Genomic DNA, 23,143 nt, shown 5'->3' with positions numbered 1-23,143 from the left:
AATGAGAATTACCAAGCCTAAAGTTATTGATGTTGCCCGTTTGGCAGGGGTTTCAACTGCGACGGTAAGCCGGGTCTTGAATGACCCCTCCATGGTATCTGAGGCCACGAGGGAGGCCGTTCAAAAAGCGGTTCAGGAGACGGGATATCGCGTCAATAAGGCGGCTCGAAATCTTCGGACAAACAAGTCTCGAACAGTTCTTGCCTTGGTGCCAAACTTGTCCAACCCATTCTTTTCAAATATCCTTTCTGGGTTGGAACGGGAATTAAATGCGTCTGATTACAGCTTGCTTGTGACCGACAGCAGCGACGTCACCCTAACCAGCGACCAACTTCAGCGATACATCTCTGCAGGGCAGGCCGATGGGTTGATCATTCTGGATGGAGAGATCGATCAGCGGGAGCTTGCGGCGCTGCAATCGGTGCCAGCCACAGTTCCGGTGGTTTTTGCATGTGAGTGGGTGGAGGGATTTGCCTGCCCATCCGTGCGGGCGGATAATTCAGAAGGGATTCGCATGCTTGTGGATCACCTCTGGGAGCTAGGGCACCGGCGGTTTGGCCATGTCGCCGGGCCAAGCACCAATGTCCTGTCCCAGAAAAGGCAAGAGGCGTTTGCAAAGTTTGTGCAAATTCGGGGAGGGGAGCTGCAGTCAGCGTGGATGTTGCCGGGGGACTTCTCAATAGAGGCAGGTAAAATAGCGGCCAAGAAAGTGGCGACGCTTCAAAATGGTCCAACGGCTTGGATTTGCGCAAGTGATCAGATCGCGTTCGGATTGATCGCGGGCCTAACAGATATCGGGGTGAAGGTGCCCGATGATCTGTCCGTAACAGGGTTTGACAATATCGAAATGACGGAAGTGTTTAACCCGCCACTGACAACGATCCATCAGCATCGCAACAAAATGGGCAACGAGGCTGCACGACAGCTGTTGCATCAATTGAGAGGTGTCAAAAACATCGTCAACGAACCCACCGTGATGCCGGTCTACCTGGTGGCCCGAAAAAGCGCCGGGCCTGTTACACAGGGGCGTGTTTAACCGCCTGTGTGGCTCATGTGGCGCGACATTTGACCGTCAACCTTCTGGCGGGAGTAATCAAAATCATGTCCCTTAGGTTTGAGTGCAATGGCTGCGCGGATGGCATCTTCCAGCGCAGCGTCGCCTTCACTGCCGCGCAAAGCACCGCGGAGGTCGGCCATGTCTTCTTGCCCCAAGCACATAAACAGCTGACCGGTACACGTGAGGCGTACACGGTTGCAGCTTTCACAGAAGTTATGGGTCATAGGAGTGATGAACCCAATCTTTTGCCCAGTTTCCTCTAGCTTTACGTACCGTGCGGGTCCGCCAGTGCGCTCGGCCAAGTCGGTTAAGGTATAGCGTTCCGCCAGCTTTCCACGAAGTTCGTCGAGTGACCAATACTGGCCTATGCGGTCCTCATTGCCCAAATCCCCCATGGGCATGACTTCAATCCAGGTCATATCCATATCGCGATCTGCGCACCACTCTGCGAGGGTAAAGAGTTCGTCCTCGTTGAACCCCTTGAGGGCGACGGCATTGATTTTAATGCGTAGGCCAGCTGCCTGTGCGGCGTCAATTCCACGCATCACTTGCTCCAGGCGGCCCCATCGCGTGATATCGGCAAATTTTTGATCGTCGATGGTATCAAGAGAAATGTTCACCCGGCGCACGCCGTACGCATAGAGCTCTTCCGCAAAGCGCTCGAGTTGTGAGCCATTTGTTGTCAGGGTGAGCTCCTTGAGCGCGCCGCTGTCGAGGTGGCGCTTCATGCCTTTGAAAAAGGTCATGATGTCGCGACGCACAAGAGGCTCCCCGCCGGTGATGCGCAGCTTTTCCACACCGAGCCGGATGAAGGTTGAGCACATGCGGTCCAATTCCTCGAGTGTCAGAAGCTCCTTTTTGGGGAGGAACGTCATATTCTCGGCCATGCAATACACGCAGCGGAAATCACATCTGTCTGTGACGGATACACGCAAGTAGGACACGGCGCGGTGGAACGGATCAATCAATGGTGTGGTCATGGCATATTGGTAAAGGCACAAGCGGCGATGAGCAAGAGCGGCTAAAGTGGTAGGTGGACTTGCTGTGAATTGACGATCTGCTGGTGGATGTCCCCTCGGCGCTGGTTAGACACGTTGGGTTAAGCTAGCGCATGTTTCGAGAAGCTTCTTTGACGGCAAAAGGCTTCATTTCAGAGCCGTGGCGCTCCAAGAATGCGGTCACGCGCTCAGGATCATGTTTGGACAGGTCGCGAAGCCACCAGCCAATTGCCTTCTGAATAAACCAGGTGTGATCTGTCACGTAGCCAGCCGCCCAGCCTAAAACCCGATCCCTTGCTTCAAGTTCAGGCGGTTTCGGAAAATTCTGTTTGGTCCAGGGGAGGGTGATCACCAATGCTGCCCGTCGCGTCCACATGTGCTCAGACGTGGTCCATGTTTCAACCAAATCCAGCCGAGATGGATCTGCGACGAGTCGTTTTTGACCAGCCATGCACGCGTGATCCGCGATGGCCCAGCTGTCAAACTCAGGCATCCAACTGGCTATCAATTGCCAAGCTTCCTCGTCCGGGCGCAGGCGGGCTTGTGTCAGGACTTTTGCGGCGGCAAGGCGTGCTTCAAAAATGTCTGTCTGCCAGAGATCAGAGGCAAGTGCGACACGTTGATCAACCGATAGGTTTTGGCGCCATGATTTTGTGATATCATTCAGAGCCGGATTAGCGATGCCTAACACCGGCCTGGATTGTTTATGGTATTTGGCCATCCCCTCGGCGCGGCCAGGTTCAATTAGGGCTTCCAGCGCGTTTAGCGCCTCCTGAATCTGCATCATTCCACCGTCACTGATTTTGCGAGGTTGCGGGGTTGGTCGACATCCGTGCCCTTGGCAATTGCGGTGTGATAAGCCAACAACTGTGCGGGGATGGCGTAGAGGATTGGTGACAGAATGTCAGAAACTTGTGGCATTTGGATAGACGCCCAGGTGCCTTCCGACCCTTGCGAAAGGCCCGTGGAATCTGTGATCAGCAAGACTTTGCCAGCCCGCGCCATGACCTCTTGCATGTTGGAGATAGACTTGTCGTAAAGCTCGTCGCGCGGTGCCAGAACGACAACAGGAACGTGTTGATCAACCAGCGCGATTGGGCCGTGCTTCAATTCTCCGGATGCGTAGGCTTCGGCATGAATGTAGCTGATTTCTTTGAGCTTTAACGCGCCTTCCAAGGCAAGGGGGAACATGCGCCCCCGTCCGAGAAATAGAATGTCACGCGCTTCGGCCAGTTTGGTTGCGATCTGGGCGATTTGGCCTTCAGATCCCAAGGCTTGGTTAACCAAGCCAGGCAACGCTCGTAAATCTGACAGGTGGCTGTCCAAAGCTTCGGTGGTGAGTCTTTTGCGGTCACTTGCCGCCTTCAGTGCCAAGATCAAAAGAACACTCAATTGGCACGTAAAAGCTTTGGTCGACGCCACGCCAATTTCTGCCCCTGCCAAAATGGGCAGGGCAAGGTCACTTTCCCGGGCAATTGAGCTTTCCGGCACGTTTACGACAGAGACGATCTTTTCTGCTTTTCCCGCACAATAGCGCAGCGCGGCAAGAGTATCGGCGGTTTCGCCGGATTGAGAAACAAACAGCGCAACTGTACCGTCTGTGATGGGCGGTTCGCGGTAACGAAACTCGGAGGCAACATCCACTTCCACGGGAATGCCGGCGATTTGTTCAAACCAGTATTTTGCAGTTAGGCAGGCGTAAGATGCGGTGCCACAAGCCACCATCACCAGGCGCTTTACCTCGGCGAAGTTGAGGTCACCGCCTGGAAGGGCAATCTCGGTGCCGTCATTTGGCAGGTAGTGGCGAATGGCCTCCCCCAGAACCGTAGGCTGCTCTGCGATTTCCTTCGCCATGAAGTGCTTGTGCCCACCTTTGTCGACCTGTGTCTGGTCGATGTTGATGGTTTTGCGCTCACGTTGAACCTCATTGCCGGCCAGGTCGCGAATGGTGAGGCTTTGTCGCGTTACAACCGCGCTGTCACCTTCTTCGAGATAGGTGATTTGATCTGTAAGCGGGGACAAGGCAATGGCGTCTGAACCCACGAACATTTCTCCTTCACCATGCCCGATGGCTAAGGGTGAGCCTTTGCGCGCAGCGACAATCAAGTCTTCCTCGCCTTCAAACAGGAAGGCCAAAGCAAAGGCACCTTCAAGCTGGGAGAGGGTTTTGAGTGCTGCGTCAACAGGTTGGAGGCCGGACTGGATGTGAGATTGCGCCAACAAGGCGATGGTTTCCGTATCGGTTTCCGTAACAAAGGAAATGCCTTGGTTGGCGAGGTCTGAACGCAGTTCACGGTAGTTTTCCACAATACCGTTGTGAACCACAGCCACCGAGCCGGCCTGGTGCGGGTGTGCGTTGGTCACACTGGGCGCGCCATGTGTTGCCCAGCGAGTGTGGCCGATGCCAGACTTTCCGAGCAACGGCTCATGTACCAGCAAGTCGGATAAGTTGACCAATTTGCCCACCGCGCGGCGGCGCTCCAACACGCCGCCATTGATGGTTGCGATACCGGCGCTGTCGTACCCGCGATATTCAAGCCGTTTAAGCGCTTCAACGAGAATTGGTGCCACTTCGTGGTTGCCAAGAACCCCAACAATTCCACACATTATTTGGTCTCCAAGGCGCGTTTTTGTTTTTTCTTTTTCAACATTTCGAACAACTTTCGCGCGACGCCAGGTTTTGTCTGTTGTTCCGCGCGTGAGATCGCCAAAGCAGCCTCAGGGACGTCTTTGGTGATTACCGAGCCGGAACCGGTCATCGCTTCGTTGCCCACACTCACCGGCGCTACCAACATGGTGTTGGACCCGATGAAGGCGTTGTCGCCGATGTTTGTGTGATGTTTCATCACACCATCGTAGTTGCAGGTGATGGTGCCCGCGCCAATATTTGTGCCCGCACCCAGGGTCGCGTCGCCAATATAGGACAAGTGGTTGACCTTAGTGCCTTCACCAACTTCTGCGTTTTTGATTTCGACAAAATTGCCAACATGCACATTCTCGGACAGCTCTGCTCCTGGGCGCAGGCGGGCATAGGGCCCAACCACTGCACCGCGCGATACATGGCAACCTTCGAGATGCGAAAAGGCGCGGATGCGCGTGCCCGATTCAACGGTCACTCCAGGGCCAAAATAGACATTTGGTTCAATCAGTGTGTCGCGGCCAACGACGGTATCAAACGACAGCATTACTGTGTCTGGTTGCTGAAGTGTCACCCCCAAGTCCATTAGCGCTTGGCGTTCACGCGCCTGAAAGACAGCCTCCGCAGCGGCCAAATGGGTCCGGGAATTGATCCCCAGAGTTTCACTTTCTTCACATGCCACTGCTGTGACACCTAGGCCACGTGCTCGGGCCAGTCCGGCCACGTCAGTCAGGTAGTACTCGCTCTGTGCATTGTTTGGCGTGATGTCATCGATCAGGGAGAAAAGCGTTTCACGATCTGCCAGCATAACGCCTGAGTTGCAGAAGGTTACCGCGCGTTCTTCATCAGTGGCATCGGCAAACTCGACGATCTGATCCAGTTGATCGCCTGACATGATCAGGCGACCGTACTTACCCGGATCCGCCGCTTCAAAGCCCAAAACAACCACTGCGTTTTGGGCCTTGGCGGCCACCATGGATTCAAGTGTTTCCGCCCTGACAAATGGCGTGTCTCCAAACAGCACAATCACGTCGCCGTCAAAGTCTTGCAACGCGTCACGGCAAACGTCCACTGCATGGGCGGTGCCGTTTTGCTCTTTTTGCTCGACGACAATAGCGTCCTCGTCGAAATCCTTGGCAGCGGACTGCACCGCGTCAAACCCGTGCCCGGCCACAACCACGACGCGCTCCGGCGCTAAAGCGGCGCCAGCCTGCATGGCGTGGGCCAACATCGGCGCGTTGGCGATAGGGTGCAAAACCTTCGGTAGGTCTGAATTCATCCGTGTGCCTTTGCCTGCGGCCAGGATGACAAGTGCAATGCTCATCTGATTTCTCTTTTATTTCGAGTGTCCCCGTTTTATCCGAGTGCAGGAAGGGTGCAAGGCCTAGGGCCATCAATTCAGGTTGCGCCCTGTAACAGCCGTGCGCGGGAAGTTGCACAGGGGGGCAGGGAGCAGGCAATGAAAACCGTGGTTTTTGATTTGGACGGCACACTAGCGGACACAAGTGGTGATTTGATTGCCGCAGCCAATGTGTGTTTCCGCGCGATGGGGCATGGCGACGTTTTGTCTGTCGACACAGATGCAGGTGTGGCGCTGCGCGGTGGGCGGCGTATGTTGACAGAGGGCCTAACCCGATTGGGTGCAATGGATGAGACCATTGTGTCCAAGTACTATCCGGTCCTGCTCGAAGCTTACGGCGAGGCGATTGCGACCCACACGGTTTTGTACGAAGGCGCAATGGAGGCCGTGAAGACCCTCAAGGTGCGCGGTTACGAAGTGGGCATCTGCACCAACAAACCGGAAGCCCTGGCAGAGCAACTTCTACAGGCGCTTGGTGTCCGGGAGGCGTTTGGAGCGTTGGTTGGTGCTGACACACTGCCAGTGCGTAAGCCAGATCCTTTGCCTCTGCAGGAAACCGTGCGGCGGTTGAACGGCGATCCTGCGCAGACATTGCTGGTTGGCGACAGCGACACAGATAGGAACACAGCACGTGCAGCAGGGGTGCCGAGCGTTTTGGTCACGTTCGGCCCAAGCGGGGAGGACATGGCCGCACTGGAGCCTGAGGCTTTGCTGCATGATTACGCGGCGTTGCCGCAAGTTGTTGCCGCGTTGATCGGTCAAAACACCCTCTGATTTCTAAAGTAGATCACCTGCCAATCTCTGATGTGGTCACCTAACTGCGAGTGTCAAAAATGAGCGAGACTTTCACAGGAAATTTCACCCAACAACAGCCGATCTCGGAGGAGGCGATTGAGGCTGCAGTTGCCGTGATGCGGGGGGGGCGGTTGCACCGCTACAACCTTGCAGGCGGAGAGATTGGTGAGGTTTCCCTCCTGGAGCAGGAGTTTGCAGCCTATGTTGGGAGCCAATTTTGTTTGGCGGTGGCCTCGGGAGGCTATGCCCTTGCCTGCGCCTTACGCGCGATGGATGTGATACCGGGTGACCGGGTTTTAACCAACGCGTTCACTTTGGCGCCGGTGCCAGGCGCAATTGCGAGTATTGGCGCGGTGCCAGTCTTTGTGGGTGTCACCGAGGGGCTGGTGATTGACTTGGTCGACTTAGAAGCCAAGGCGGATCAAGCGGATGTCCTCATGTTATCCCATATGCGAGGACATATCTGCGACATGTCGGCGCTTATGGAGATCTGCGACGCACATGGTGTCAAAGTGATCGAGGACTGTGCGCATACGATGGGCGGCGGCTGGGACGGTGTTCCTTCCGGGCGCCATGGTGCCATGGCTTGTTATTCCACACAGACCTACAAACATCTCAATTCCGGGGAAGGTGGCTTTTTGATCAGTGATGACGAAGAGCTTATGGCCCGTGCTGTTATGCTATCTGGAAGCTACATGCTTTATGAGCGGCATGGCGCGGCCCCGTCTCCTGAAATTTTTGAGCGTATAAAATACCACACGCCTAATGTGTCCGGACGGATGGATCACTTGCGTGCAGCCATTCTGCGGCCGCAGTTGCGCGAGTTAGATGCGCAAGTGGCTGCCTGGAATGCGCGCCATGACATCTTGCTGTCGGGGTTGCGGGGGACGCCTGGCCTCACGGTTGTTGAAAGGCCGAGCGATGAATCTTACGTCGGCAGTTCGTTTCAGTTCATTTTGCTGGACTGGTCGGACGAAGAAATTCACGAGGTGCTGACCCGTTGTCGTATGCGGGGCGTCGAACTCAAATGGTTTGGTGGTGCTGAACCAGTGGCCTTCACATCGCGCTACGACAGTTGGCGTTACGCGCCTTCTGAGGCGATGCCAAAGACGGACCGCATATTGAAAGGGATTGTAGACATGCGCATCCCACTCACGTTTTCAGAGGCGGACTGCGCGTTGATCGCACGCATTATTCGAGCTGAAGTCAGCGCGGTGTATCAGGCAGGTTCACGCCCCTAGAGGATGTCGAGAACCGCTTCGGGCGGGCGGCCTAGAGCGGCTTTGCCATTGGCGAGTACAATTGGGCGTTCGATCAGTTTTGGGTGTTCAGCCATCGCCGTAAGCAAGGTTGCCTCGTCATCGGTCTTGGAAAGGCCAAGCTCTTTGAACAACGCGTCCTTGGGGCGCATCATGTCAATTGCTGAAACACCCAAAAGCGCTTGTACGTCTGTCAACTCTTGTAGGTTGGGAGCATTCTCAAGGTAGCGCCGTACCGTGACGTCTCCTTTTCCTTCAGCAAGCGCGAGAGTTTGGCGTGATTTGGAACAGCGTGGGTTGTGCCAAATTGTGATCATAACCAGTCCTCTCGTTTGCTTCCGACGGCGTCCGCTACGTTGATGAATCCGTCTTTTTGCAGCAGGTTATCCAGGTCGCGAATGATGGTTTCAGCCAAAGAGAAACCGCCGAAGACCAATGCCGTATAAAGCTGCACCGCGCTCGCACCGGCACAGATTTTTGCGTAGGCCTGCTCGGCAGAGCTAACTCCGCCAACACCGATCAGCGGGATTGAGCCGTCTGTCAGTTTGGACAGCTGTGCCAAAACTCGTGTGGATTTCTCAAATAGCGGCGCGCCGGACAGGCCGCCCGCTTGATCTTTGTGGGTGCTCTGAAGGCCCTCTCGGGATAGAGTTGTGTTGGTTGCGATGATCGCGTCCAAGCCGCTTTCGGCTGCCACTTCGGCAATTTCCGCCAACTCTTCGGTTGTCAGATCGGGTGCGATCTTCAGGAAAATTGGAATTTTGCGATCAAGACCGTTTCGTGTCTTCATGACACCGGCCAAAAGCGCGGAAAGCGCTGCTTTGCCTTGCAGGTCTCGGAGTTTCTCGGTGTTGGGGGAGCTGACGTTGACGGTCGCAAACTCCAGGTTTTCGCCGCAATGTGCCAGAACCCGGGTAAAATCTTCAGCGCGGTTTTCACTGTCCTTGTTGGCGCCAAGGTTAAGACCGATAACTGCGTTGGTTGGCCGGTTGGCAAGGCGCGCGCCGATGGCTTCCATACCGTCGTTGTTAAAGCCAAACCGATTGATCGCGGCCTTGTCTTCGGACAAGCGGAACAGGCGGGGCTTCGGGTTGCCCGGTTGCGGGCGAGGGGTCGCTGCTCCGACTTCGACAAAGCCAAAGCCTGATTTTGACAGCGCCTCAAGCGCGGTGGCGTTTTTGTCAAAACCTGCGGCCAAGCCAATTGGATTTGGCAGTTTTAGTCCTGCCAGGGAGGTCTTCAGGCGCGATGAGGTGATATCGCCGGGGGCGTTGCCCATACCCATCTCTAAAGCCTTCAGAGCCAAGCCGTGGGATTTTTCCGGGTCCATACTGCGCAGGACATTCATGCCCGCGGCTTCGAGGTTGCGTTTCAGACTCATGACAACACTCCGGCTGGGAATTCATGTTTGCCGTCGACGAGCGGCAGGGGCTGCGCCCAAGTGACATCACTTAGGCGAAGTTCGCGGTACAGGTGCGGGAACTCCGCGCCTCCACGGGAGACTTCCCACTTTAGGTCATCGCCCATCGGGTCGCCTTCACACGCCAGCAAGAAAAGGTTTTTCTCGCCGGCAAAGTGTTTTGCGGCGGTCTCGGCTGCTTGCGCAGCGGTGGAGAAATGCACGTAGCCATCGGCCACATCAATAGGCGCGCCCGCGGATTGCCCTTCGGCCCGCAGCGCCGCCCATTCATCGGAGCGGAATATCTTGAAGATCAGCATGGGCTGCTCATGCAACGGACGGGGCGTGAGGTCAAGCGTGGCGCGAATTGTTAAATCTTTGACATTTGAGCCGATTAAACGGCACGATATTGACTGAACAATAAAAAGAGAGGGGATTCTCCATGATTGCTCGACTGATGACAGGGGCGGCAGCTTTGGCCGTAACAGCCGGAATGGCTGCAGCGGACTACACGCTGACCATTTTGCACACCAATGATTTTCACGCCCGTTTTGAGCCGATTTCGAAGTACGATTCCGGTTGTAGCGAAGACTCCAATGCTGAGGGTAAGTGCTTTGGCGGATCTGCTCGCCTTGTGACCGCGCTGGCGGATGCACGTGCACGTTCCAACAACTCGATCCTCGTGGATGGCGGTGACCAATTCCAGGGCACGCTGTTTTATACATATTACAAAGGCAAGCTTGCCGCTGAGATGATGAACAAGCTTGGCTATGACGGCATGACCGTGGGCAATCACGAGTTTGACGACGGCCCGGAAGTTTTGCGTGGCTTTATGGATGCGGTGGAATTCCCAGTGCTGATGTCCAACGCGGATTTCTCCGGTGAAGAGCTGCTGGCCGACAAGTTGTTGAAGTCCACCGTGATTGAGCGCGGCGGCGAGAAGATCGGCCTGATCGGACTGACCCCACAGGACACCGATGAATTGGCGAGCCCAGGCCCAAACATCATCTTCACGGATCCGTCCGAAGCGGTTCAGGGTGAAGTCGACAAGCTCTCCGAAATGGGTGTGAACAAAATCATCGTGCTGAGCCACTCTGGTTATGGTGTGGATCAAAAGGTTGCGGCCAACACCACCGGTGTTGACGTAATTGTTGGAGGTCACTCCAACACTTATTTGTCCAATACTTCCGATCGCGCGGAAGGTCCGTATCCAACTATGGTTGGCAACACCGCGATTGTTTCTGCTTACGCCTACGGCAAGTTCCTTGGCGAGCTGAATGTGACTTTCAACGACGCAGGCGAGATTGTTGAAGCGGCCGGTGAGCCGATCATCATGGATGCGGCTGTTGCAGAAGACGAAGCCACCAAGGCACGTATCGCAGAAGCGGCAGCGCCATTGGATGAAATCCGCAACCGCATTGTGGCTGAGGCTGCAGAGGCAATTGACGGTGAGCGTGGCTCTTGCCGTGCTGGTGAATGCACCATGGGCAACCTAATCGCCGATGCGATGCTGGATCGCGTGAAAGACCAGGGCGTACAGATCGCTATCCAAAACGGTGGCGGCATCCGCGCATCCATCGACGCGGGCGAAGTAACCATGGGCGAGGTGCTGACCGTGCTGCCGTTCCAGAACACCCTGTCCACCTTCCAGGTGACAGGCGAAACCATTGTTGCTGCGCTGGAAAATGGCGTGAGCCAGCATGAGGAAGGCGCTGGTCGCTTCCCTCAGGTTGCGGGCATGTCGTATGCCTTTGATGCGAGCAAAGAGGCCGGTAGCCGCGTGAGCGACGTGATGGTTGGCGGCGAGCCAATTGATGCTGGCAAGCTCTACAGCGTGGTGTCCAACAACTATGTGCGCAATGGCGGTGACGGTTACAAAATGTTCCGTGACGCACAGAACGCCTATGACTTTGGTCCAGATCTGGCGGATGTGACCGCCGAATATCTGGCAGCCAAAGGCCCATTCAAGCCCTACCTGGATGGTCGTATCACCATGAAGTAAATCGTCAGACTTGACGATCGTTGCCCCCGCTAGGAAACTGGCGGGGGTTTTCTTTTGAGGCAGTCATGGACCATCCCCTAATCGACCTGATCAATCAGAAAATCCGGGACGCGGAAAAGGCCGGTGAATTTGACAACCTGGAAGGGGCGGGGAAACCGCTGCCTAAGGAAGATGATCCTGAAAATGCGTTGCTCAATCGGCTGGTAAAGGAATCTGGCGGCGTGCCGGAGTTTGTGTCGCTTTCGCGCGAGTTGGCTAAATTGCGGGAAGAGTTGCGAGAAACCGGGGATCGCACCCGGCTGCAAGAGATCATGAAAGAGATATCGATGTTGGACGCCAAAATTGAGTTGGCGCGAAAGGCCCATCGCTGATGTGTGGACGGTTCGCGATCACCTTGCCGACCGATGCCATGGCGCAGCTGTTTTCGGCAACGCCAGCAAACAACCTGCCAGAGGTGCCCAACTACAATGTGTGCCCCACCAATCAGGTCTATGTGGTATTGGGGGAAGGTGAGGCGACGCGGCGCCTGGTCTCGATGCGCTGGGGCTTCATCCCGCATTGGCATAAAACGGCCACGGACGGGCCATTGCTGATCAATGCGCGGGCGGAAACTTTGGCTGAAAAGCCTGCGTTTCGAAACGCCTGTCGAGAGCGGCGGTGCTTGATCCCGGTTACAGGGTTTTACGAATGGACCAAGGACAGCGAAGGCCTGCGCTGGCCATGGTACATCTCCGCAGGTGCGCCCTTGGCCTTGGCCGGGGTATGGCAGGAGTGGTCTCAGGGCGACGAGGCCATGAGCACCTGCGCGATTGTAACCACTACAGCCAATGAAACCATGTCCCTAGTCCATCACCGGATGCCCGTGGTGATTGACGAAGAAGATTGGGGATTGTGGCTTGGCGAGCAGGGGCACGGGGCAGCCACTCTGATGAAGGCGGCGGATGAGGATCTCCTGTCTTTTCATCAGGTTGATCGTGCGGTGAACTCCAATCGTGCAGCAGGTCCTGCGTTGATCGATCCGATCTAGTATTCGATTTTTGGCGAAGGTCCGAGGTGGATTTTCAAGAAAACTGCGACAATCCTTCAGCTTCAGAGGGGCCGGTAGTGCCTTGGCGTCACGCGGTAGGCCTGAGATGATGGGATGAACTTTTTGGAGGGTCCCATGTCCCGGTCTTCGTATTATGCACCGCAAGGCGGTCTGCCGCCACAAACCCAATTGCTCACCGATAGAGCGATGTTCACCGAGAGCTTTGCTGTCATTCCGAAAGGCACGCTCACCGACATCGTGACGTCCAATTTGCCATTTTGGACAGGCACTCGTGTTTGGGTGATCGCTCGGCCAATGAGCGGTTTTTCGGAGACGTTTTCGCATTACATCGCTGAAGTGTCTCCGGGAGGAGGCAGCGACAAGCCGGAACTTAATCCTGAAGCGCAGGGTGTGCTGTTTGTGGTTGAGGGCAGTATCGTTGTCACGATTGAGGGCGCCCAGCACGAACTTGGCGATGGCGGCTATGCTTATCTGCCCGCTGGCAGTAACTGGACGCTAAAGAACACAAGTGATGCACCAGCAAAATTTCACTGGATTCGCAAGAAATATGAAGCGGTTACAGGTATCGACCTGCCTGAAGCCTTCGTGACGTCAGATGCGGACACGCCGATCAACTTTATGCCGGACACGGATGGCAAATGGGGCACCACGCGCTTTGTGGAACCAGACGATCTGCGCCATGACATGCATGTGAACATTGTGACTTTTGAACCGGGCGGCGTGATCCCGTTCCTGGAGACACATGTGATGGAACATGGTCTCTACGTGTTGGAGGGTAAGGCGGTCTACAAGCTCAACCAAGATTGGGTTGAGGTTGAAGCGGGCGATTACATGTGGCTGCGTGCCTTCTGCCCGCAGGCCTGTTACGCAGGTGGGCCGGGCAAGTTCCGGTATTTGCTGTACAAAGATGTGAACCGTCACATGGCGCTTTGAGGCGACTTAGCGGACGTTTTCCCTGCATCTTCTGAGGTTGTGGCAAAATGCCCGCGCTTGATAGCGATAACAAGTGCCGAGGGGCGGATTTTCCGCTCCTTTTGGGGTGGCAATTGCACGTCAAACCCTATCAATTGACCTTTCAGAGCGAACTGGGACGCGTGCTATGACCGAGCGCAAGATCAAGATATTCATCAACGGGTTTGGGCGGATTGGCCGGACGGTCTTGCGTATTCTGGCCAAAGGCCAGCATCCCGAGTTTGAGATCGTTGGCATCAACGACATCGAGCCGCTGGAAACATGCGCCTATCTGTTTGAATTTGATAGCGTTTTTGGGGCATATCCTGGCGTGGTCGACACCAATGGGCAGACGCTCAATGTGGATGACCTGACCATTCCGTTTTCCGCCAAACGAGACCTGAGCACCTTGGATCTTCGTGATGTCGACGTGGTGCTGGAATGTACCGGCATGGCGGGCACACGGGCGATCGCTGAACGTGGATTGGCAGCTGGTGCCTCTAAGGTGTTGATTTCAGGTCCTTCTGATGAGGCTGATGACACCATTGTGTTGGGTGCCAACGACGCGCTTTTGAAGGATCAAAAGATCCTGTCCAATGCGTCCTGTACCACCAACGCACTTGCGCCGCTGATGCGGGTTTTGGATGCGGAATTTGGCCTGATCAGCGGGCATATGACGACGGTGCATTGCTATACGGGCAGTCAGCCAACCGTTGACCAGCCACGTGCAGATTTGGTGCGGAGTCGGGCGGCGGCGCTGTCGATGGTGCCAACCACCACCTCGGCGCAGCGGATGATTGATAAGGTTCTGCCGCATCTGAAAGGGCGTGTAGAAGCGCGCGCCATTCGAGTGCCAACGGCAAGCGTGTCTGCCATTGATTTGACAATTCAGACAGAAAAAGATGTGACAGTTGAGACGGTTAACGCCTGTTTGAAAGCAGCGGCGGAGAGAGATGGCATCTTGGGTTGGAGCACCAAGCCGCTTGTCTCAACCGACCTGCGGGCGCGGCCGGAATCGCTGATTGTGAGTGAGAGAGAAACCAGCGTTTCTGTGGGCGGGCTGCTGCGCGTCTTTGGCTGGTATGACAATGAATGGGGCTTTTCCAACCGGATGTTGGATATGGCCAGAGCAATGGGGCGGCGCTGAGCTGCGCGAGGGGAATTGGGAGAATAGAAGAGATGACAAACACCAAGGATCAGGACCGCGCCCGTCAGGCCGCACTTAACTACCACGAGTTTCCCAAGCCCGGTAAGCTGGAAATCCGCGCGACCAAGCCGATGGCAACAGGCCGTGACCTGAGCCGGGCCTATAGCCCCGGCGTGGCCGAGGCTTGTCTGGAGATCGAAAAGAACCCAGCGGATGCAACGCGTTACACCGCGAAAGGCAATCTGGTTGCGGTGATTTCCAATGGTACTGCCGTACTTGGTCTCGGCGATATTGGCGCGCAAGCGTCCAAGCCGGTGATGGAAGGCAAAGCGGTTCTGTTCAAAAAATTTGCCGGGATCGATTGTTTTGACATCGAAGTGAACGAGCCAGATCCGGAAAAACTCGCCGATTTGGTCTGTCGTCTGGAACCCACTTTCGGGGCAATCAATTTAGAAGATATTAAAGCGCCGGACTGCTTCCTTGTGGAGCGGATCTGCAAAGAGCGCATGAACATTCCGGTGTTCCATGATGACCAGCACGGTACCGCGATTGTGGCGGCGGCAGCGGCGTATAACGCGTTGATCGTGGCGAAGAAGAACGTCGAAGACATCAAGGTTGTGGCGCTGGGAGCGGGGGCGGCGGGGATTGCCTGCCTCAAGATGCTGATGACCATGGGTGTTCAACACGAGAACATCCTGATGCTGGACAGCAAAGGCGTGGTGCATAAGCAGCGCAACGACTTGACCGCGGAGAAGGCGGAATTCGCGCAAGACACTGATAAACGGACCACAATGGAGGCCATGGAAGGCGCGGACCTGTTCCTTGGAGTGTCCGGTCCAGGCCTGCTGACCAAAGAAATGGTTGAGCAGATGGCAGATGATCCGATCATCTTTGCGCTGGCTAACCCAACGCCTGAGATCATGCCTGAACTGGCTCGTGAGGCCGCACCTGGCGCGTTGATAGCGACCGGGCGGTCGGACTACCCGAACCAAGTGAACAACGTGTTGTGTTTCCCGTTCATCTTCCGCGGAGCGCTGGATGCTGGCGCAACCGAAATCAACGACGCGATGAAGCTGGCCTGTGTGGAGGCGATTGCCTCTCTGGCCCGGGAAACGACCTCTGCGGAAGTGGGCGCGGCTTATAAAGGCGAGACTCTGACATTTGGGCCTAACTACTTGATCCCAAAGCCGTTTGATCCGCGCCTTCTACCGACCATTGCGGTGGCTGTGGCCAAGGCGGCTATGGAGTCTGGTGTGGCCACCAAAGAGTTGGATCTGCACGCCTATGAGAACAAGCTGCAGGCGCAGGTGTTCCGCTCTTCGATGATCATGCGGCCGGTGTATGAAGCCTCCAGCATGAGCCGACGCCGGATCGCATTTGCGGAAGGCGAGGACGAGCGCGTGCTGCGGACGGCGCAGGCGATGCTGGAAGAGACCGTGGACACGCCAGTGTTGATTGGCCGTCCAGAGGTTGTGGCGCATCGTCTTGAAAAGGCTGGATTGAAAATCAAGCCGGGGGTGGATTTCGAACTGATCAACCCGGAACAGGACGAGCGCTATCGCGACTACTGGACCCACTATCACAACAAGCTGCGGCGTCAGGGGGTGAGCCCGGACAGCGCGCGGGCGATTCTGCGCACCAACAACACCGCGATTGCGGCGATTGCGGTGGATCGTGGCGACGCGGACAGCATGATCTGCGGCACCTTTGGCGAGTATCGTTGGCATCTGCGCTATGTGACGGAAGTGTTGGAAAACAAAGTGTTGCATCCGGTTGGGTCGCTGTCTTTGATCATTCTGGACAAAGGCCCGCTGTTCCTGGCGGACACGCATATTCACATCGAGCCGACCTCTGAGCAGGTGGCCGAAACGGTGATTGCCGCCGCCCGTCACGTGCGCCGCTTTGGGGTGGATCCGAAGATTGCGCTCTGTTCGGGAAGTCAGTTTGGCAACTTGGATTCACACTCTGGTCGGGTGATGCGCGGGGCGTTGGATCTGCTGGATCAGAACGACTATGACTTTGAATATGAAGGGGAAATGCACACCGACGCGGCCCTTGATCCAGAGTTGCGCGAGCGGTTGTTCCCGGGTGGTCGTCTGACCGGCAAGGCAAACGTGCTGGTGTACTCCAACACAGATGCGGCGGGTGCGACCCGTAACATCTTGAAATCAGTGTCAGATGGGCTGGAAGTTGGCCCGATCCTGATGGGCATGGGCAACCGAGCACACATCGTGACGCCGTCGATCACGGTACGTGGTCTGCTCAACATTGCGGCGCTGGCAGGCACCGAGGTGTCTACCTACGGCTAAGCCAAATTTCACGCGATGCAACAGGCCCCGTTAACCATGGTTTTCGGGGTCTGTTTTTTGTCTGTTTCACGTCGGTATTGCGTCGGTGGCGGGCTTGTGCTGCGGGACGCAGGTAAACACTACGTGCGTTGCGCAGGCGTTGCGCGACGCAACGCTTAAAGCGGCCAGAACACGAGAATCGCCGGGATCGAGACGGCGACCACGAGCACCTCTAGAGGTAGGCCGATGCGCCAGTAATCGCCAAACTGGTAACCGCCGGGGCCAAGGATCAGCGTGTTGTTCTTGTGTCCGATGGGCGTGAGGAAAGCCGAGGAGGCGGCGACAGCCACGGCCATCAGGAACGGGTCTGCGGATACCTCAAGCGCATTGGCCATCTGAATGCCAACCGGGGCGGCGACGATGGTGGTGGCGGTGTTGTTGAGCACGTCACTGAGCGTCATGGTCACGAGCATCAGCACGGTGAGCACGGCCCAGGCGGGCAGGCCGGAAGTGAGGCCAACGAGGCCGTTGGCGATCAATGCGGTGCCGCCGGAGCTGTCCAGCGCCGCGCCAAGTGGGATCATCGAGCCGAGCAGGACCACCACCGGCCATTCGACATGGTCGTAAAGCTCGGAGAGCGGGACAATTTTGGCGAGCACATAGGCGATCACCACAAGGCCCAAAGCGATGGGTAGATAGATCAGGCCAAAGGACGCGGCGGCGACAGCGCCGACAAACAGGCCAATGGCCAGCCACATTTTGCTGTTGGCGGTCACTGTCAGGCCGCGATCTGCGAGCGGCAAACAGCCAAGCCATTTGGTGACGTCCGGGCCGCGGTCTTTGTGCACAAGGATCAGGAGGATATCGCCGGGCTGGACCACGGTCTTGCGGATTTGGCTGCGGATGCGGCGGCCTTCGCGGGAGATGCCCATGAGCACCGCGCCTTGTCGCCATGCGAGACCGAGGGCGGCGGCGGTTTTGCCAGCGATGCGGGCGGTTTCGGGCACAACCACTTCGACAATGTCGAGGCCGTCGCCAGCGGCTTTGAGTTGTTCTTCGCGTTTTTCGTCGGAGAAGTTGAGGGACAGAGCAGTGCGGAACTCATCCAACGCGTCGGGTGTGGCTTCGAGCACCAAGGCGTCACCTTCGCGCAGGATGTTGGTGCGGGCGGAGCCGTAGAGCCGTTTGCCGCCGCGCATCAGGCCAAGGATTTGCACATCGGCCTCTTCGGCGTCCGGTTCCAACTCACCCAAGCGTTTGCCAATCAGCTTGCTTTCGGCTGGGACGGTTAGTTCGGCGATGTATTGACCGAGGTCAGCGACCTTTTTGCCTGCGTCTTCGCGATCCGGGATCAAGCGCCAGCCAATCAGCGCAACAAACAGAAGTCCTGCAATGGCGGTGAGGCCGCCCACGGGGGCAAAGTCGAACATCTTGAAGGGTTCGCCAAGGCTTTCCTCGCGGATGGAGGCGATGATGATGTTGGGCGGCGTGCCGATGAGCGTGGCCATGCCGCCAAGGATGGTGGCGAAGGATAGCGGCATGAGGGATCTGGAGGGACTGCGGCCTGCCTTGCGGGCGGTCTGGATGTCCACCGGCATAAGCAGGGCCAGTGCTGCAACGTTGTTCATAAAGGCAGAAAGCACGGCACCCACGGCGCCGATGATGGTGATGTGATTGCCCAAGGAGCGGGCGCTGTCGACCAAAGTGCGGGTGATCAGGCCGACTGCACCGGAGCGCACAAGACCGGCGGAGACGATCAGCACCAAGGCAACTATCAGCGTGGCAGGGTGACCAAAGCCGGAAAACGCGTCTTTGGTCGGGACGACGCCCGCGACCACCGCGATCATAAGCGCGGCGAAGGCCACCATATCATAGCGAAAACGCCCCCAGAGTAGCATGACAAAGACGCCGCCAAAGAGGCTGAACAAAATTATCTGATCGGGTGTCATCAAAAGGCCTGTGCACAAATTTAGTTGCGCCAGAGTCAATCGCAGAGGCAGAGGAAACGCAAGTCGCTTGCGGCCTTTGGTTGCCTTGACGTATAGAGAGCCCTGAAAAAGCGATACTGCCAATAGATAACCGGAGGCGAACCATGGCCGGCCACAGTAAATGGGCAAACATTCAGCACCGCAAAGGGCGTCAGGACGCCGCGCGTTCCAAGCTGTTTTCCAAACTTTCCAAAGAGATCACCGTAGCCGCCAAAATGGGCGACCCGGATCCTGAGAAGAACCCGCGCCTGCGTTTGGCTGTCAAAGAAGCCAAAAGCCAGTCTGTGCCAAAAGACGTGATTGAGCGTGCGATCAAGAAATCGGTTGCGGGTGAAGGCGACGATTATGAAGAAATCCGCTATGAGGGCTACGGCCCCAATGGTGTGGCGGTGATTGTCGAAACCATGACCGACAACCGCAACCGCACAGCCTCCACGGTGCGCTCGACCTTTACCAAGAGTGGCGGCAACCTTGGTGAGACCGGCTCTGTTGGGTTCATGTTTGATCGCAAAGGCGAAGTGACCTACGGCGCGGATGCGGGCGATGCGGACTCTGTGTTTGAAGCGGCGATTGAAGCTGGTGCCGAGGACGTGGAAAGCTCTGAGGACGGCCACATCATCTGGTGTGAAGACACCGACCTGAACGAAGTTTCCAACGCTTTGGAAGCAGCTCTGGGTGAATCTGTCAGCACCAAGCTGGTGTGGAAGCCAACCACCACAACTGAGTTGGACCTGGAAGGCATGCAGAAGCTGATGCGCCTGATTGATGCATTGGAAGATGACGATGACGTGCAACGCGTGACCGCCAACTTTGAAGCCTCGGATGAGGTGATGGAACAGCTGTAAGCGGCAGTTCTGTTAAGGATTTGAAGGGTGCGCTCTGGACGGGGCGCGCTCTTTTTCTTTGCGCAACACGTCGCGGACCTTGTTGGCGGGCAGGCCGAGGAAAGTTTGTGCGGCAAAGGGGCTGCGCAGAATCAGGCGTTGCAGCAGAATGGGGCCTGCCATGCCGAGAACCACGCCCAATGTGGTGACCGACAAGAGGTTTCCGGGCGTGTCCAGCTGCCACCAGAGCAACGTGACGGCAGCGGTGAAGAAGACGTGGAACAGGTAGATGGCGTAGGCTTTGGTGCCGATGTCTGCCAGGCGGGCCTGATGGGGGCGCAACATCAGCAGGCCAAAACAGGCGGAAAATCCCAGCGCGATTGCCAGAAGGCGGCGTGGCGTGCCGGTGAGGATCAGGTCCTGTGTGGCGAGGCGGAACCCGATGAAAAGGCCAGCCGCGAGCAGCAGCGCGCCAATTGGACGGGCCCAAGATGCGTTGCGCAGGGTTTGGCGGAGGCTGGGTGTTTGTGTGGTCAGGTAGCCGGACATGAAAAACGGCAGCAGGAAGGTGGCGTTGGTGATTGAGAACCAGTTTGTGGCGGGCAGTGTGATTAGGCCAAGGCCCCACCAGGCAGTGCCCAGCAGGCCAAGCGCGGCTGCAATGTGACGGTGCCAGCGGCCACCCGCGAGGCAAGTGAGCAGTACGGCGGCGGTCATGATCAGGAAGCTGGCTTGTAGGAACCAGAAATGCGCAAAGCTGGTGACAAAGGTCAGCGGAAGCGGCGGCTGGGTGGTGCCAGCCATATGGCGGGCGAGCCAGAACAGCGTGCCAACCGAGAGCATGGGCAGCAGCAGGCGGCGGGCTTTTTTGCGGATGGTGGTGCGGGCGTCGGGCCAGAGGCCGGTGGCGCGGGCAAAGACCATGCCGGAGACAAAGCTGAAGATCGGCATGCGCATGTCCTCAGTGGTGTGGCTGAGGATGCTGATGGGATGGTTCAGGGGCAGTTCTAGGCCGTAGGCGGGGGAAATGCCAACCATGTGGTGCAAGACAAGGATGAGGCAGACGATGGCGCGCAGCGTGTCGATTTCTGCGCGCATGCTTGCCGCTTGAGGCATTTGTGACGTTGTGGCTGGCATGATCTATGCCTCATCTGCGCCCTTTGTGGGCGGTTGTGTCTAGTTTAGCTGGATCGTCCTGTGGTGTCTTGCTTTGCTTGGTGTAGCTGCGGTTCCGGGAGAGAGCGCGGCCAGAGTTGGTCAATATTTTGGCAAATTGGCCGAAGTGTGCGGCGCCAGGTTTTGGCGCGCAACTTGGCGCACGGCTTTGGTGAGTGGAGCGAGGGCGGGGGCCAAGAGGCGGCTGGATTGCCAAAAAAGCGGCGTGTCGAAAGTCGTGTTAGGGATGAGCGGCACCAAGGTGCCGGTCTCCAGATGAGGCCGCACCAGGGGTTCCGGGTTCATGCCCCAGCCTAGGCCCAGCAGACAGGCCTCGACAAAACCGGAGGAGGACGGAAGGCGATGGCTTGGCGGCGAAGGCGTGACGCCCAGGTTTTGCGTCATCCATGTTTCTTGCAGGCGGTCTTTGGCATCAAAAATTAGGATCGGAGCGGTGGCGACGGCCTCTGCGGTGACTCCGTTGGGGAAGTGTTTGGTCATATAGGCCGGGCTGGCGGACGGCACATAGTGCATGGGGCCAAGCGGCGTGCTGTCGCAGCCAGCAATCGGGGCTTCATGCGCGGTCACTGCGGCGACCACTTCGCCACGCCGGAGCCAGTCGGCGGAGAAATCCTGATCGTCGACCACCAGATCAAACAGCAGGTCGGGCACCTGTGCGGCGGCTTTGAGGAACCATGTGGCAAGGCTGTCGGCAGTGACGGCGATGCGCAGGCGGGCGGTGCGCGGGGAGAGCTTTGCCAGATCGCGGGAGAGCGCGCCTTCGAGCATGCCCACTTGATCGAGATGGGCAGCGAGGCGGCGGCCGGTTTCGGTGCCTTCACACGGGGTGCCGCGCAACACCAAAGGCATACCGACGCGCTCTTCCAGCGTTTTTAGGCGTTGCGAGATGGCGGATTGGGTGATGCCCAGTTCCTGTGCGGCCCCATCAAAACTGCCGGTGCGCAGGATCGCCGCAAGGGCAGCGAGATGGGCGTAGTCGAGTTTCATTGTAGCTTGGCTGCGGTGCCATGCGTGGGGCTGATCCGGTATTGGTGCGGGCTTAGCATCGAACTGTCATGGGCGAGTGCCCAGTCCTTGGCCTCATTAAGTGACATGCCAAGGTTCACCGCCAGCTTGTCCGCGAGCGCATAGGCGGAGCGGGTGGGGTGCAGTTTGGTCAGCAATTCGACGTGTCGTAGGCGCGCTTCCGGGAATTGGTCCAGACAGTGCTTGATATCGTCTTGCGGCAGTTGGAAATGAAAGGCCAGCGCATTTCGCAAAAACAGAGCGTCGTGACCTGCGGCCTCCAGACGGCGGCAGTAGTCTACGTTGTCTTCCCCTTTGGCGGGCGGCAGGGTTTTGTAGCTCGGAAGCGACATAAGCTGTCCTAATGTGGTCTCAGATGTTTTAATTTGAGTAATTCACGGGTGGGCCGTAGTCAAACCCCAACACAAAAGTGCAATGGATAACCGCTGGGGGCAAGACGATATGGGCGAGACAGGTATTTTGGGACCGGCATTGGCCGGGTTTGCGTTGGGGTTTTCGCTCATTATGGCCATTGGTGCGCAAAACGCCTTTGTGCTGCGCCAAGGCTTGCGGGGCGAATTTGTGCTGCCACTGGTGCTGACCTGCGCGGTGAGTGATGCCATCCTGATCACGCTCGGCGTGGCGGGGTTTGGCGCATTGATTGCGGCCAATCCCACCATGATTGACTGGGTACGCTATGGCGGTGCGGCGTTCCTGTTTGTCTATGGTGCTATGAACTTTAAGGCGGCGGCTGCTGGCGGAGATGCTCTGCAAGACAAAGGGCGCACGGCAGGCAGTTTGGGCGCGGCGGTGATGACTTGTGTGTTGCTGACCTGGGCCAACCCGCATGTGTATCTGGACACGGTTGTGCTGTTGGGCGGGATTTCCGCGCAATATGCGCCGGGCTGGGCCTTTGGGGCTGGTGCGGTGACCGCAAGTTTTGTGTTTTTCTTCTCTCTGGGGTTTGGCGCCAAACTGTTGCGACCTTTCTTTGTCAATCCACGCTCCTGGCAGATTTTGGATGTGTTGGTCGGTGTAACCATGTGGGCGATTGCCGCGAAACTGATCTGGGGCATGTGAGGGGGCGCTGCCCCCGCCGGCGCAAGCGCCGACTCCCCAGGGATATTTGGGGGCGGAGAAGGCTGAGGTGTTGTGTGAGGTTGCGCACATGAGATGTGAGGTTTCTTGGGTTTTGTGCGGAAAGGAAA

22 protein-coding genes are annotated in these 23,143 nt (G+C 57.1%); 11 read left to right on the top strand and 11 right to left on the bottom strand.

Going from position 1 to position 23,143, the window contains the following annotated elements; translation table 11 throughout:
• The first annotated feature begins 1 nt into the window (after position 1).
• On the top strand, positions 2-1,036 hold the full coding sequence (locus JXR15_RS08190) for a LacI family DNA-binding transcriptional regulator (protein WP_422052738.1): 1,035 nt from the start codon (positions 2-4) through the stop codon (positions 1,034-1,036).
• Here the strand turns inward: JXR15_RS08190 and moaA are convergent.
• The 4 genes from moaA to glmU form a co-directional block, all read right to left on the bottom strand.
• On the bottom strand, positions 1,033-2,037 hold the full coding sequence (moaA, locus tag JXR15_RS08185; protein ID WP_422052737.1) for a GTP 3',8-cyclase MoaA: 1,005 nt from the start codon (positions 2,035-2,037) through the stop codon (positions 1,033-1,035). The genes JXR15_RS08190 and moaA overlap by 4 nt on opposite strands.
• Positions 2,038-2,161: 124 nt before the next feature.
• Positions 2,162-2,839, bottom strand: a complete 678-nt coding sequence (locus JXR15_RS08180; RefSeq protein ID WP_422052820.1) for a DNA alkylation repair protein — start codon at positions 2,837-2,839, stop codon at positions 2,162-2,164.
• Positions 2,839-4,662, bottom strand: coding sequence for a glutamine--fructose-6-phosphate transaminase (isomerizing) (glmS, locus tag JXR15_RS08175; RefSeq protein WP_422052736.1), 1,824 nt, complete (start codon positions 4,660-4,662; stop codon positions 2,839-2,841). Before glmS ends, JXR15_RS08180 begins: the two co-directional genes overlap by 1 nt.
• Positions 4,662-6,017 carry a bifunctional UDP-N-acetylglucosamine diphosphorylase/glucosamine-1-phosphate N-acetyltransferase GlmU gene (gene glmU, locus JXR15_RS08170; protein WP_422052735.1) on the bottom strand — a complete coding sequence of 452 codons (1,356 nt, stop codon included), beginning with the start codon at positions 6,015-6,017 and terminating at the stop codon, positions 4,662-4,664. Before glmU ends, glmS begins: the two co-directional genes overlap by 1 nt.
• Positions 6,018-6,152: 135 nt before the next feature.
• Between glmU and JXR15_RS08165 the strand changes: the two genes are divergently transcribed.
• Together JXR15_RS08165 and JXR15_RS08160 are read left to right on the top strand one after the other, a co-directional pair.
• Entirely contained in the window at positions 6,153-6,827 is a 675-nt protein-coding gene (locus tag JXR15_RS08165; RefSeq protein ID WP_422052734.1) for an HAD-IA family hydrolase, read from the top strand.
• Between the two features lie 59 nt (positions 6,828-6,886).
• Positions 6,887-8,089, top strand: a complete 1,203-nt coding sequence (locus JXR15_RS08160; protein WP_422052733.1) for a DegT/DnrJ/EryC1/StrS family aminotransferase — start codon at positions 6,887-6,889, stop codon at positions 8,087-8,089.
• On the opposite strand, the gene arsC is transcribed toward JXR15_RS08160, so the two are convergent.
• The 3 genes from arsC to JXR15_RS08145 are packed head-to-tail and all read right to left on the bottom strand — an operon-like array spanning position 8,086 to position 9,826.
• Positions 8,086-8,424: an arsenate reductase (glutaredoxin) gene (gene arsC / locus JXR15_RS08155; protein WP_422052732.1), complete on the bottom strand. Its 339-nt coding sequence runs from the start codon at positions 8,422-8,424 to the stop codon at positions 8,086-8,088. The genes JXR15_RS08160 and arsC overlap by 4 nt on opposite strands.
• On the bottom strand, positions 8,421-9,488 hold the full coding sequence (locus tag JXR15_RS08150; RefSeq protein ID WP_422052731.1) for a quinone-dependent dihydroorotate dehydrogenase: 1,068 nt from the start codon (positions 9,486-9,488) through the stop codon (positions 8,421-8,423). The genes arsC and JXR15_RS08150 overlap by 4 nt, the downstream gene beginning before the upstream one ends.
• Positions 9,485-9,826 (bottom strand): DUF952 domain-containing protein, encoded by a 342-nt coding sequence (locus JXR15_RS08145; protein ID WP_422052730.1) that lies wholly within the window; start codon positions 9,824-9,826, stop codon positions 9,485-9,487. The genes JXR15_RS08150 and JXR15_RS08145 overlap by 4 nt, the downstream gene beginning before the upstream one ends.
• Positions 9,827-9,948: 122 nt before the next feature.
• Between JXR15_RS08145 and JXR15_RS08140 the strand changes: the two genes are divergently transcribed.
• The 6 genes from JXR15_RS08140 (at position 9,949) to JXR15_RS08115 (ending at position 16,963) form a co-directional block, all read left to right on the top strand.
• Positions 9,949-11,508 carry a bifunctional metallophosphatase/5'-nucleotidase gene (locus tag JXR15_RS08140; RefSeq protein ID WP_422052729.1) on the top strand — a complete coding sequence of 520 codons (1,560 nt, stop codon included), beginning with the start codon at positions 9,949-9,951 and terminating at the stop codon, positions 11,506-11,508.
• 65 nt (positions 11,509-11,573) lie between these two features.
• Positions 11,574-11,879 carry a DUF1992 domain-containing protein gene (locus JXR15_RS08135; protein ID WP_422052728.1) on the top strand — a complete coding sequence of 102 codons (306 nt, stop codon included), beginning with the start codon at positions 11,574-11,576 and terminating at the stop codon, positions 11,877-11,879.
• Positions 11,879-12,535, top strand: coding sequence for an SOS response-associated peptidase (locus tag JXR15_RS08130; protein WP_422052727.1), 657 nt, complete (start codon positions 11,879-11,881; stop codon positions 12,533-12,535). Before JXR15_RS08135 ends, JXR15_RS08130 begins: the two co-directional genes overlap by 1 nt.
• A 135-nt stretch (positions 12,536-12,670) precedes the next feature.
• Complete coding sequence (locus tag JXR15_RS08125) at positions 12,671-13,489, top strand: bifunctional allantoicase/(S)-ureidoglycine aminohydrolase (RefSeq protein WP_422052726.1); 819 nt, start codon at positions 12,671-12,673, stop codon at positions 13,487-13,489.
• A 166-nt stretch (positions 13,490-13,655) separates the two neighbouring features.
• Positions 13,656-14,654: a type I glyceraldehyde-3-phosphate dehydrogenase gene (locus tag JXR15_RS08120; RefSeq protein WP_422052725.1), complete on the top strand. Its 999-nt coding sequence runs from the start codon at positions 13,656-13,658 to the stop codon at positions 14,652-14,654.
• A gap of 32 nt (positions 14,655-14,686) precedes the next feature.
• A complete protein-coding gene (locus JXR15_RS08115) occupies positions 14,687-16,963 on the top strand; it encodes an NADP-dependent malic enzyme (RefSeq protein ID WP_422052724.1) in 2,277 nt (758 codons plus the stop codon).
• 155 nt (positions 16,964-17,118) lie between these two features.
• Here the strand turns inward: JXR15_RS08115 and JXR15_RS08110 are convergent, their stop codons facing one another.
• Entirely contained in the window at positions 17,119-18,891 is a 1,773-nt protein-coding gene (locus tag JXR15_RS08110; RefSeq protein WP_422052723.1) for an SLC13 family permease, read from the bottom strand.
• 143 nt (positions 18,892-19,034) lie between these two features.
• Between JXR15_RS08110 and JXR15_RS08105 the strand changes: the two genes are divergently transcribed.
• Complete coding sequence (locus JXR15_RS08105; RefSeq protein WP_299426209.1) at positions 19,035-19,775, top strand: YebC/PmpR family DNA-binding transcriptional regulator; 741 nt, start codon at positions 19,035-19,037, stop codon at positions 19,773-19,775.
• A 12-nt stretch (positions 19,776-19,787) separates the two neighbouring features.
• On the opposite strand, the gene JXR15_RS08100 is transcribed toward JXR15_RS08105, so the two are convergent.
• The 3 genes from JXR15_RS08100 to JXR15_RS08090 form a co-directional block, all read right to left on the bottom strand.
• Positions 19,788-20,852, bottom strand: a complete 1,065-nt coding sequence (locus tag JXR15_RS08100; RefSeq protein WP_422052722.1) for an acyltransferase family protein — start codon at positions 20,850-20,852, stop codon at positions 19,788-19,790.
• A 159-nt stretch (positions 20,853-21,011) separates the two neighbouring features.
• Positions 21,012-21,917: a LysR family transcriptional regulator ArgP gene (locus JXR15_RS08095; protein WP_422052721.1), complete on the bottom strand. Its 906-nt coding sequence runs from the start codon at positions 21,915-21,917 to the stop codon at positions 21,012-21,014.
• Positions 21,914-22,288: a hypothetical protein gene (locus JXR15_RS08090; RefSeq protein ID WP_422052720.1), complete on the bottom strand. Its 375-nt coding sequence runs from the start codon at positions 22,286-22,288 to the stop codon at positions 21,914-21,916. The genes JXR15_RS08095 and JXR15_RS08090 overlap by 4 nt, the downstream gene beginning before the upstream one ends.
• 82 nt (positions 22,289-22,370) lie before the next feature.
• Between JXR15_RS08090 and JXR15_RS08085 the strand changes: the two genes are divergently transcribed.
• Positions 22,371-23,015: a LysE/ArgO family amino acid transporter gene (locus tag JXR15_RS08085; protein WP_422052719.1), complete on the top strand. Its 645-nt coding sequence runs from the start codon at positions 22,371-22,373 to the stop codon at positions 23,013-23,015.
• Positions 23,016-23,143: the final 128 nt, after the last annotated feature.

Source organism: Shimia sp., from assembly GCF_049116215.1.
Lineage (GTDB): Bacteria > Pseudomonadota > Alphaproteobacteria > Rhodobacterales > Rhodobacteraceae > Shimia.
This window is presented reverse-complemented; position numbering and strand designations above follow the sequence as displayed.

Excerpts from the sequence above, each read along its gene's own strand:
- JXR15_RS08105 (WP_299426209.1), top strand. The coding sequence starts at position 19,035 with ATGGCCGGCCACAGTAAATGGGCAAACATTCAGCACCGCAAAGGGCGT.
- JXR15_RS08110 (WP_422052723.1), bottom strand. The coding sequence starts at position 18,891 with ATGACACCCGATCAGATAATTTTGTTCAGCCTCTTTGGCGGCGTCTTT.
- glmS (WP_422052736.1), bottom strand. The coding sequence starts at position 4,662 with ATGTGTGGAATTGTTGGGGTTCTTGGCAACCACGAAGTGGCACCAATT.
- JXR15_RS08100 (WP_422052722.1), bottom strand. The coding sequence starts at position 20,852 with ATGCGCGCAGAAATCGACACGCTGCGCGCCATCGTCTGCCTCATCCTT.
- JXR15_RS08130 (WP_422052727.1), top strand. The coding sequence starts at position 11,879 with ATGTGTGGACGGTTCGCGATCACCTTGCCGACCGATGCCATGGCGCAG.
- JXR15_RS08125 (WP_422052726.1), top strand. The coding sequence starts at position 12,671 with ATGTCCCGGTCTTCGTATTATGCACCGCAAGGCGGTCTGCCGCCACAA.
- JXR15_RS08135 (WP_422052728.1), top strand. The coding sequence starts at position 11,574 with ATGGACCATCCCCTAATCGACCTGATCAATCAGAAAATCCGGGACGCG.
- JXR15_RS08180 (WP_422052820.1), bottom strand. The coding sequence starts at position 2,839 with ATGCAGATTCAGGAGGCGCTAAACGCGCTGGAAGCCCTAATTGAACCT.
- moaA (WP_422052737.1), bottom strand. The coding sequence starts at position 2,037 with ATGACCACACCATTGATTGATCCGTTCCACCGCGCCGTGTCCTACTTG.
- JXR15_RS08190 (WP_422052738.1), top strand. The coding sequence starts at position 2 with ATGAGAATTACCAAGCCTAAAGTTATTGATGTTGCCCGTTTGGCAGGG.
- JXR15_RS08085 (WP_422052719.1), top strand. The coding sequence starts at position 22,371 with ATGGATAACCGCTGGGGGCAAGACGATATGGGCGAGACAGGTATTTTG.
- JXR15_RS08150 (WP_422052731.1), bottom strand. The coding sequence starts at position 9,488 with ATGAGTCTGAAACGCAACCTCGAAGCCGCGGGCATGAATGTCCTGCGC.
- glmU (WP_422052735.1), bottom strand. The coding sequence starts at position 6,017 with ATGAGCATTGCACTTGTCATCCTGGCCGCAGGCAAAGGCACACGGATG.
- JXR15_RS08095 (WP_422052721.1), bottom strand. The coding sequence starts at position 21,917 with ATGAAACTCGACTACGCCCATCTCGCTGCCCTTGCGGCGATCCTGCGC.
- arsC (WP_422052732.1), bottom strand. The coding sequence starts at position 8,424 with ATGATCACAATTTGGCACAACCCACGCTGTTCCAAATCACGCCAAACT.
- JXR15_RS08165 (WP_422052734.1), top strand. The coding sequence starts at position 6,153 with ATGAAAACCGTGGTTTTTGATTTGGACGGCACACTAGCGGACACAAGT.
- JXR15_RS08145 (WP_422052730.1), bottom strand. The coding sequence starts at position 9,826 with ATGCTGATCTTCAAGATATTCCGCTCCGATGAATGGGCGGCGCTGCGG.
- JXR15_RS08140 (WP_422052729.1), top strand. The coding sequence starts at position 9,949 with ATGATTGCTCGACTGATGACAGGGGCGGCAGCTTTGGCCGTAACAGCC.
- JXR15_RS08160 (WP_422052733.1), top strand. The coding sequence starts at position 6,887 with ATGAGCGAGACTTTCACAGGAAATTTCACCCAACAACAGCCGATCTCG.
- JXR15_RS08090 (WP_422052720.1), bottom strand. The coding sequence starts at position 22,288 with ATGTCGCTTCCGAGCTACAAAACCCTGCCGCCCGCCAAAGGGGAAGAC.
- JXR15_RS08120 (WP_422052725.1), top strand. The coding sequence starts at position 13,656 with ATGACCGAGCGCAAGATCAAGATATTCATCAACGGGTTTGGGCGGATT.
- JXR15_RS08115 (WP_422052724.1), top strand. The coding sequence starts at position 14,687 with ATGACAAACACCAAGGATCAGGACCGCGCCCGTCAGGCCGCACTTAAC.